This is a genomic window from Malikia sp., from assembly GCF_028687635.1.
Taxonomy (GTDB): Bacteria; Pseudomonadota; Gammaproteobacteria; order Burkholderiales; family Burkholderiaceae_C; genus Malikia.
This window is the reverse complement of record NZ_JAQTZS010000042.1, coordinates 1-5,316: the sequence shown is the minus strand read 5'-3', so window position 1 is coordinate 5,316 and position 5,316 is coordinate 1. Positions and strand designations below refer to the sequence as shown.

Sequence of the window (5,316 nt, the reverse complement as noted above, 5' to 3'; positions counted from 1 at the left end):
CTTACAGGTACCAGCATTGGGCTTCTAACCATCTACGATATGCTCAAAGCCATTGATAAATCTATGGTGCTGGGCCCTATTCAGCTTGAAACCAAATCAGGAGGCAAAAGTGGAGATTATCAACGAAATACCCCAGAAGCTTGAACTGGAATATCCATGCACATGGTGTTATAAAATAGTTGCTTATGAGCGTGCAGGAATCGAAATAGCAGCCATGGAAATTTTCATGGAACGTACTTATACACTCAATCCGTCTAATACCAGCAAAAGTGGAAAATATATCAGCATGAACTTAGAATTATTAGTTCATAATGAAGACGAACGTACCTATTTTTACGAAACGCTCAAAGCGCATCCCCATGTCAAAATGGTGTTATAAAGGAATACAATGAATCTTGAAACTCTTAAACGCGATGTCAAAACCCATTATCGAACCCTTCCGAACAGTGATATTGATACCAAAGTCTCTTTAGTAGTGGATCTCCTTAATAAGGAATGGGCTATGAGTACACAGGGGCTCTCACTTCAAGAATTGAAAATACTTGCAAGTGCTATGTTGGAAGAAGAGGGCTATGCACTGCATGATGAGCTTGAAGATCTTATTTCTCAGAAAGAGCGTATAGAGAGACAAATAGTACGTAAAAGCGAAGATTTACAGCATCTGAAATACTCTTTATTTGATGCCCTCGAAAAGCATATCGGAAACTCAGATGAGATGCTTGAAAAGCTGCATCAAGTCAAACTCCAATCTGTAGATCTACTCGATATCTTAGAAGAAATCACCGAAAGCGCCATTATCACAACTCTTGAAAAAGGGTCTGATATCGAAGATACTTTGCATGAAATCATCAAAGACATCACCTTCGAAACACTCAATGCCAATGTTCTTAACGCAGTGCGCATCCGCCGAATTTTATCAAGTATTCTCCAAAGTGCCATAAATATTGCCGAAGCCACGCCTAATCAATCAGACAGCATTTTCAAAGGTACTCTTTTGGGGATACGAAGCGCCTTGATTAAATCCATTGCAAAATTCCACCAGTATCTTTTATATGTTCCTGAAGAGGTTAAAGCCCTCTACCGCGATGAATATAAAACAATTGAAACTGAACTTGACCGAATAGATACTCTCTTTACACAAGTACTTCATTCACTCAAGGCAAATAACTCAGCTGTGATCATCTCACGTCTGGAGCGAATCAGCAACGACATCCATTTCGAGTCAGACGAACTCACAAATCTCTCAAAAGAGACGGTTGAGCTCTTACGCGACCGTCTTTCAAAAATTAAACGAGGCGTGACGATGCAGGGGTCAAAACTTCTAAATTCCAAATCGGCACAAGAAGCCAAGGCAATCGGAGTACGTGCATGGAGTGTTGCCAAGTCAGCCATGAACGGTGCAATTAAAGGTGCTAAAGACGCTATGGAGAAGAAGTAGGTTATAAATCTTTAGCCATAGTAAACATGTTTTTAAACTGCTTCGTATAACTGTCACATCGATCACAAATAGGATCTCCCCCTTTATACGGGAAGGGGCATCTGCACTCATGACACATCACCATATCATAATGAACCAATTGCTCCGCTCTCTCGAACGCGATACTCACAAAATCAAATTCATTTTTGGCACTGATAGCTTTAGGTTTACAAATATCTTCACAAATCCCGCATCCGATACATTTTCCTTGACTAAAAAAGATACCTTGCTTATCGGATGTAGGGAAAAGGGCGTCCGTCGGGCAAAACTGTGTACACTCTCCACAATTAGTACAGCTTAGAAAATCGATTTGCTTATTGAAAAATAAAGAACTTGACCCCTCAAAAGTTGTTTTCTCCATATCCCCTACACGTTCTTTAAGAGAGTTTTTGAGCAAAATACGCTTGAGCGGCATTTTCATATCTGGAAGCTTATGATGTGCTGTTGTCATCGCAATATGAGCTTGAGACTCATTTGTGTTCACAATAGATGTTTTAACCTTTTCAATCCCTTTTCGAAATAGCGCACGGCGCTCACTCTGCTCTTCTTTAATATCGATCGTATCAATACGGTACTCTACCCCAATTTGTTCTAACAATACGTTAGCCTCTTCGATCGTTGAACGGATTGATCCAGCGAGTATACCGTTTTGGTTCAGGACACACCCCTCACAATGACTCAGATCACATTGTACGCTTCTATTTGAACGTAATGCCATGACGGCATAATGTTCGACATCAAAAACACCTAAACACGGCGTTGAGATTTTACATGAAAGTGTTGTCTCTTTTTGATCCTGATACGATGCCGAAAAACCATTAGGATCAAAACTCTCAATCTCCAAAGCTTCAGTAGGACAGCTTCCGATACATCCCGCACAGCCGACACATTCGTTTTCAAAAAGCGTCAATTTGTTGCGAACGATGTGAAAGGCCCCCTTTGGACATAGATCGATACATATTTGACAATCATTATGAAAATATTCATTACGCAAACATCGTGTAGCCGTGAAACTAAAGAGGTTACTCTTTTGGATGAAATTCATGTTACCCATGTGTTGCACTTTGTGATAAATATTCAAAATCCGCACTTATAAATTCAACGGTGAAATCGCATATATCTCTGTAAAAAGGGGTGTCAGCCATACTTCTCATCCCCATCATATAAGGAATGACCCATGGGATAATATGATCTTCCAAAAACTTGCTCTGAGGCTGAGTCTCATTACGATAAATCAGCGTCTGCATAAATGCCAGCTCAATCCCCAAATGATCCGGAGCCATAATATCTGTTTGATTCATATTCACCTCAAACCCATGTGAAAAATAAAATCCCATAACCGGGTTTTGCAATCCGACAAGGGTCTCATTTTTAGCATCCAAAACAAACGATTCTACAGGCTGAGTATTAAGGATGAACATGGATGTATAATCTATATTTAACGCATCGTACAATGCTTCGACATCTGTTGCCTTCATCCACTCTTTCGTCTCTTCACCGATAATCTCTAAGAGTGCATCATTGCTTATAAGATCATGGATAAAACGACGGTCAGGGATATTACTCATTACACGCGATAAAAAGGCATAGATATAAAGACGGTATTCATTATTCATTCAAGTGTTCCTAAAAAAAGTAAGGGATTGTGTCATATGAGGACTTTGAGACAGCAAAGTTTAGATAATTAAGACTCTAACCCCAAAGGGGGTTAGGCTGGTGTTATAAACACCCTTTGAAAAATGACTTTTTAGGTGGAGGAGGAGCTTTAAACTCAGTGGCATGAATCGTATTAGTCGCTTCATCAAGCGTTCCTACGATAATAACACCGTTTCTATTATACCCTTCTCCAAGTTCTGATGCTTTAAGTTTTGTTACATCTACGATGTATGTTTTACCGGTATTGTGCTGCCACAATGCCAATGGTACTTTTTTCATAGAAGCTGGCTCATTTTTTCTAAAACATCCATCTGATCCGCAGCTGTAATTTTCTAAATAACAACTTGAAAACGAACCTTCAGCCGCACAACCTGGAGTGGTCAACAATCCGTCGAATTCTTGACCCTCAGGCTCACCTGCAAACGCACTGAATACCAGCACGGCGCATAACAATGCAATCTTTTTCATTATTCTACCTCCGCTTTGAGTGTTTTGAGGTACGCTACGATGTCATTAACAGTCTTTTTATCCAAGAAACTGAAGTCAGTCATCGTTGAAACGCGTTTACCTTTTTCAATTGTATACCAAGGTGTATTACTATGTGCATTACGATTATAACCTGGTACAACAACCGCAGACGGTTTTAAGATTGACTCACGTAGATACGCTACCGTTGAATATCCGCCTACATTTGCCAAAGATGGAGCCATTGTATTTGGAGCATCACTTGAAGTAACTTGGTGACATCCTGCACAACCATTAGCGGCAACCGCTTCTTTACCTTTTGCAGCATCGCCTTTTGACTCTTCAGTCGTTTCAGCTACAATTTTTGCATCGGGTTTTTGCCCTTCTAGATTGACGGATACCCATCCTGAAAGGTTTTTGATACCGTTACGTCCCATTTTTGCACCGTCCCAAACTGCGATAGCAACCGGAACCGTCCCTTTGAAATTAACATAATCATCTTTAAGTGCACGAGTCACAGTTCCGCTCCAACCATTGTTACCATAGGTCATAGAAGCGCTTGATTTAACGGAACCGTCTTTGATCTCTGTTAATGAACGGAACCCTTCTGCAACAAAGACACGCTCATAGTCGGTTTTTGCCAAAGAAGCTACTTTCGCATCATAATCGGCTAACTCTTGACCGAATATACCTGTTTGCTGACGATTGACCTGAGTAGAAACATCTTTGTTTCCGTTAGGCTCATACACACTTGCAGTCGATTTTTGCAAGTGAACCACTACAGGACGCCCAGCTGAACCCATTCCGATATATGGAAGTGGTTGTGCACCTTTAGTCGCTCCGGCAAATTGAACGGCAAAACCGTCACTGTAGGTGTCTGATGAATAGGCACCTTGTACGCTTTTAGTGCCGTCAGCCCATTTAACCATCAATGCGATGTTTTTACCGTCATAGACTGCTGCAATGTCCGCTTTTTTTGCTTTATCAGCAGCATTAGCTTCATTTGCTTTTTTGTCATTCATATGAATGGCAGTTTGAGGGTAAAGTGTTACACTTGAAAATTTAGCCTTTGACCATGCATCAGCTGATGCAACGTCAGCCACTTTAACAGCGGTGATCGTATCCGCAGCCAAAGCTGCAGAAGCGGCAAGACCCAATGAAAGGATAGAAGTTAAAATCTTTTTCATTAGTTGAGCCCTCCAACTTTAGTGAACTTACCGGCAAGATAACGTGTGTCTACCGGAGCCAATGGATTACGTTTGTTCTCTTTCGCTACTTGTTGATAGTAGTTGTTGTCCAAACGGAACATATCAGAGTGTTGATATGCGATCAAAAGATCGAGCAATTCGCTAACACCTGTCTCTTTACGTTTTTTCATCTCTGCTTTCAACGTTGCGATTGAATCGTGAACCGCAGGTCCGAATAGTTTTTCAAGCTCTTCGATCGGAAGACGCGTTGAACCTTCGATAATTTTACCTTCTGCATCAAATTTAGCAGGAGATTCGGTCGGAGGAATATAGTATACATTCGGTTGTGTACCGTAATCTGAACGCAATCCGATCGCTACTTTATATTTGTGTACCAATTTATAAACTTGTGAATCTTCATCATCCAAGAATCCTACGAAACGGATACGTCCGACACATTGTTGAGCACATGCCGGTGGCAACCCTTGCTCAATACGAGGGAAACAAAGGATACATTTCTCTGATTTAGAG

8 protein-coding genes are annotated in these 5,316 nt (G+C 40.9%); 3 read left to right on the top strand and 5 right to left on the bottom strand.

Going from position 1 to position 5,316, the window contains the following annotated elements:
* The 3 genes from PHR85_RS15020 to PHR85_RS15010 form a co-directional block, all read left to right on the top strand.
* A partial coding sequence (locus tag PHR85_RS15020) for a cyclic pyranopterin monophosphate synthase MoaC (protein WP_300055968.1) occupies positions 1-144 on the top strand: 144 nt, incomplete at its 5' end.
* Positions 110-379: a DUF493 domain-containing protein gene (locus PHR85_RS15015; protein WP_300055966.1), complete on the top strand. Its 270-nt coding sequence runs from the start codon at positions 110-112 to the stop codon at positions 377-379. The genes PHR85_RS15020 and PHR85_RS15015, both read left to right, overlap by 35 nt.
* Positions 380-388: 9 nt before the next feature.
* Positions 389-1,438, top strand: coding sequence for a DUF6781 family protein (locus PHR85_RS15010; RefSeq protein ID WP_300055963.1), 1,050 nt, complete (start codon positions 389-391; stop codon positions 1,436-1,438).
* A gap of 1 nt (position 1,439) precedes the next feature.
* Here the strand turns inward: PHR85_RS15010 and PHR85_RS15005 are convergent, their stop codons facing one another.
* The 5 genes from PHR85_RS15005 to PHR85_RS14985 all read right to left on the bottom strand — a co-directional run.
* The gene (locus tag PHR85_RS15005; RefSeq protein WP_300055960.1) at positions 1,440-2,522 is read right to left on the bottom strand and encodes a 4Fe-4S binding protein; all 1,083 of its coding nucleotides are present in this window, start codon (positions 2,520-2,522) and stop codon (positions 1,440-1,442) included.
* Between the two features lies 1 nt (position 2,523).
* Positions 2,524-3,093, bottom strand: a complete 570-nt coding sequence (locus PHR85_RS15000; RefSeq protein WP_300055957.1) for a molecular chaperone TorD family protein — start codon at positions 3,091-3,093, stop codon at positions 2,524-2,526.
* 103 nt (positions 3,094-3,196) lie between these two features.
* Positions 3,197-3,601, bottom strand: a complete 405-nt coding sequence (locus PHR85_RS14995; protein ID WP_300055954.1) for a hypothetical protein — start codon at positions 3,599-3,601, stop codon at positions 3,197-3,199.
* Positions 3,601-4,785, bottom strand: coding sequence for an ethylbenzene dehydrogenase-related protein (locus tag PHR85_RS14990; protein WP_300055952.1), 1,185 nt, complete (start codon positions 4,783-4,785; stop codon positions 3,601-3,603). Before PHR85_RS14990 ends, PHR85_RS14995 begins: the two co-directional genes overlap by 1 nt.
* A partial coding sequence (locus tag PHR85_RS14985; RefSeq protein ID WP_367278765.1) for a 4Fe-4S dicluster domain-containing protein occupies positions 4,785-5,316 on the bottom strand: 532 nt, incomplete at its 5' end. The genes PHR85_RS14985 and PHR85_RS14990, both read right to left, overlap by 1 nt.

What these genes read in the sequence shown, in the direction of transcription:
- PHR85_RS15005 (WP_300055960.1), bottom strand. Translation starts at nt 2,522, where the DNA reads ATGAATTTCATCCAAAAGAGTAACCTCTTTAGTTTCACGGCTACACGA.
- PHR85_RS14990 (WP_300055952.1), bottom strand. Translation starts at nt 4,785, where the DNA reads ATGAAAAAGATTTTAACTTCTATCCTTTCATTGGGTCTTGCCGCTTCT.
- PHR85_RS14995 (WP_300055954.1), bottom strand. Translation starts at nt 3,601, where the DNA reads ATGAAAAAGATTGCATTGTTATGCGCCGTGCTGGTATTCAGTGCGTTT.
- PHR85_RS15000 (WP_300055957.1), bottom strand. Translation starts at nt 3,093, where the DNA reads ATGAATAATGAATACCGTCTTTATATCTATGCCTTTTTATCGCGTGTA.
- PHR85_RS15010 (WP_300055963.1), top strand. Translation starts at nt 389, where the DNA reads ATGAATCTTGAAACTCTTAAACGCGATGTCAAAACCCATTATCGAACC.